The sequence below is a fragment of the Rhizobacter sp. P2_H2 genome, from assembly GCF_056403375.1.
In genome coordinates this window covers 1-1,008 of the sequence record NZ_JBFUFP010001495.1, presented here as the reverse complement: position 1 = coordinate 1,008, position 1,008 = coordinate 1, and the positions used below count along the sequence as shown (strand labels likewise).

The following is a 1,008-nucleotide window of genomic DNA, read 5'->3' as shown; positions in this document are numbered from 1 at the left end:
TTCTTGCGGTCCGCCACCATGCGGTAGCTGCGAGGGAACCCGCCGATGACGGTGAGCGCCGGCAGGTTGGTGGCCGTCCAGCTGGCGCCGTTGTCGGTGGTGTACGACGGCACCGAATCGGCCGGCGCCCACACGGCCTTGTTGCGCGCGGTGACGGCGATGTTCGACGCTTCGCTCGTGTTGGCCACGCCGCCGGCGGCGAGTGAGGCAAAGGTCGCCCAGGTCTTGCCGCCGTCGCCGGACCAGAAGCCGGTGCCCTTGCCGCTCGAGTTCAGCAGGCCGACCCCGGCGATGTAGAGCGGATCGGACCACGCCACGTCGGACGAATTGCCGTTGCTCCATTGGGTGGAAGGACCTTGGGTCGGCTTCTTCGCGAGGTCGGTGTAGACCCACGTTCCAACGTCGCCCACTGAGTAGATCACCGGATAGGGCGCGCCGGCCGGCGGCGTCCTGAGGGCCAGCGCGCAGGTCTCCTCGAGCCCGTCGACGGCAAAGGTCCAGCTCGGCGTGGCCGAGGAGGCGTTCCGGGTTTCCCAGATGCCGCCGCCGTACACGTGCAGGACGTGGTCGCGGTCGGAGGGATCGATCTCGACGTCGTCGATCCAGCCGGAGAAGCCGTCGTCGGCCGGCGTATGCGGCATCGTGGCCGCGATCTCGCGCCAGGTGCTGCCGCCGTCATCGGACAGCTGGACGATCTTCTGGCCGCTGTAGTTGCCCCAGGTGTTGGTCACGCCCAGTGCAATGCGCGCCGTCGAGCCGGTGCCGAAGACGGACAGGCCGCCATAACCGGAGGCGTCGTTGCTGTTGAGCAAGGTCCAGGTGCTGCCGCCGTCGAACTTGTAGAGACGGGCGGGACCGGGCGAACTCGGGCCCGCGCCCTGGGTGAACACCACATAGAACTTGCCGTCGGCGGCCCGCACCATGTGCGGGATGTGGGAGCCGGACACCGGCGTCGAGACCGCAGTCCACGATGCCCCGCCGTTGGTGGACTTGTACAGGTTCGAACCC

The 1,008-nt window shown here is 68.5% G+C and carries 1 protein-coding gene; it reads right to left on the bottom strand.

What is annotated here, in order from left to right:
• A partial coding sequence (locus AC1D15_RS34210) for a WD40/YVTN/BNR-like repeat-containing protein (protein ID WP_477829574.1) occupies positions 1 to 1,008 on the bottom strand: 1,008 nt, incomplete at both ends.